Annotated in this window: 1 protein-coding gene; it reads right to left on the minus strand. The window is 68.6% G+C overall.

The window, feature by feature from the left end:
• Positions 1-12 precede the first annotated feature (12 nt).
• Positions 13-2,103, minus strand: a complete 2,091-nt coding sequence (locus tag J8J14_RS24565; RefSeq protein WP_342452535.1) for a recombinase family protein — start codon at positions 2,101-2,103, stop codon at positions 13-15.
• Between the last annotated feature and the right edge of the window lie 477 nt (positions 2,104-2,580).

The raw sequence follows: 2,580 nt of genomic DNA on the forward strand, positions 1-2,580 counted from the left end.
GAGCCGAGGGTGTCATGATGCCTCCTTCTTTGAACCGCTGTTCCGTCGCACCTGCGTTTTCAACAAGGCGATCCGCTCGTCGGGGAGGTGGATCTGCCACGGCTGTCCCTTGACCGTTTGGTGCCCGGCCAGGCGTCCTTTGCGGAGCCATTTGAACACCGTCTGCGCCGTGATGCCCAATGCTTCAGCCGCGCCCTGCACGGAGTAGCTGCCGTCCGGCCATGTTGGCGGGTTCGCGGCCACCCCGTTGATCTTGGCTGCCCGGATGTTCCATCGTTTGCGCAGCAGGTGAACGGTCTCGCCCCTGAACGGAACGCCACGTGCCGACATGATCCGCTCGGCATTGAGCAGGTCGGCGATCTGGCGATCCATCCTGCCCTCGGCGTTCAGTTCCCGCACGCGTCGCTCCAGATGCTCCGCACTGACGCATTCCGCGTAGGCCCGCACCCGGCGCTGTAGCAGGTGCTCGCTGCTTGCCCCGGTTTGCCAGATGATCCGCATCCAGATCTGACCACGCCCTCGCCTCTGGTCGAGCATGACCTCGGATATGACGAGACGCAGCATCTGCTTGCGCTCTGATGGCATTGCGGCCTGCCAAACGCGCGGCAGATCCTGCGCCAGGGCTAGTACCTCGTCCTTCTCCGCCGGGCTGACCGGTCCTGGCTGCTCGCCTCGCCAACGCTCATAGGCCTGCTCCACCGCCTCAGCCTGGCGCAGCTTCTCCTCCCAGTCCCGTTCCAGGGAGCGCGCCACCAGGCGGTTTTCCGGCTCCACCGCGTCGTACTGCCGCCGTGCGCGCTCGGCCTCGTAGCGGGCACGCTCGCGCTTGAGGGACCATTGCCGCTCAAGCATCCGTGCCTCCGCCTCGATTTGACCGACCGCCGCTGCCGCCAGTGCAATGCGGTCCGGTGCCAGGGACGCCAGCAGCACGCGCTCGACTTCAGCATCCACCTGCAATGCCCGCACCTCCTGGCAGCGCGGCTGACCGTCGCGTGCCTGATCGGCGCGGCAGAGATAGACCGGGTAGTCGCCATGCGGTCCGGAGTAGTGCAGCGACATGCGCCGCCCGCACCGGCCGCAGGACGCAATGCCCTGCAGCAGTGCCGCGCCCTGGCGCGGTACCCCAGGCCGAGCCGGGGCACGCCGGGCGGCGTTGTCGGACAACCGTTTCTGGTTGGCCATGAACTCCTCCCAGCCGATGTAGCCCGGGTGGGCATCGCGCAGGCAGACCGGCCACTGCTCAACCGCGACCCGGACCGTAGCAGCACGCGCCGTGCCGGCGCGACGGCGTGTTGGATCCTGTCGCCGCTGTCCCCAGACATAGGCACCGGCATAGGATGGGCGTTGCAGGATCTGCAGCACGCGGAAGTTGTCAGGCGCCACCCAGACCACCTCGTGCGGTGCTGGGCCGCGCAGGGGCCGTGTCGGCAGCATCAAGCCGTGCCGCCGCAGATCGCGTGCCACCGCGTTGGCGCTTTGCAGTTGGCGGAACCGGGCGAACACCAGTTGCAGCCGTGCCTGCACCTCCTCGTCCGGGTTGAGGATGATCTCGCCCCCGCGCCCATAGGCAAGGCCGGCCGGCAGCGGCAGGCGCAGCTCACCCCGCAGGGCCTTTTGCCGCTCGCCCTGGTGCAGGCGAATGCGGATCTGGTGCAGCTCTGCCTCGCTCATGATGCCGGACAGCCCGAGCAGGAGGCGGTCGTGGTAAACGCCAGGATCATACAGGCGCTCACCGTCGCCAATCAGCACCCCGAACAGGGAACAAAGCTCCAGCAACTGGTGCCAGTCGCGGTTGTTGCGGGCCAGCCGCGAGGCATCCAGGCTGAGTACCAGGCCGGCCTTGCCGAGGCCGATCTCCGCGATCAGCCGCTGGAACCCCTGGCGCCCGGTGCTGGAGGTGCCCGACTTTCCGAGGTCGTCGTCGACCACCTCGATCCGCTCGCGTGGCCAGCCCAGGCCGGCAGCCCGGTCGACCAGACGGTATTGCAGTTCCGTGCTCTCTTGGTGCTGGCGCACCTGACCGGCCGTGGATTGGCGGACGTAGATGTAGGCGAGCTTGGCCCGGTGCGCCGTGGCGACCCGCTCGGCCGCCTCATCCTGCACGCTCAACACGGGGTGCCTCCTGTGCCGGACGCAGCCGAGGGATCAGGCGGGCGACCTGCTCTGCCAGCCTGGTTCGTGCCTCGCCGGTCAGCGCCGGCCACGGTCGCGGATGGGCCCGGGGCGCCATCAGGGCCGCAAGACCTGGGCGGGCAGGATGCGGGCGGTTCGGCATGGGAGGCGTCCTTCTGAGAGGCCGCCACCATGCGCCGCACGAGCTGGGCCAGGGGCAGCAGCTTACGGACCGAGATGCGTGCCACCTCCGGCTCCGCGGCGGCGAGCCGATCGAGGTCCGTGGCGGCACGGCGCAACAGACGCCGCCGGCCATCCGCCAGGCAAACGGCAATGAAGCCTGCACCCCGTGCGCAGGTCAGCGACAACAGTCGCAGCCGCTCCCCATGCAGCGGGTGATGCGGGTCGGTAACCGTCACCTCAGAGATGACCCGGTCCGAAACAGAGGCAGACCGATGTGTTCGGCGA

Origin of the sequence: Pararoseomonas baculiformis (genome assembly GCF_017813395.1) — a bacterium.
GTDB classification, from domain to species: domain Bacteria; phylum Pseudomonadota; class Alphaproteobacteria; order Acetobacterales; family Acetobacteraceae; genus Roseomonas; species Roseomonas baculiformis.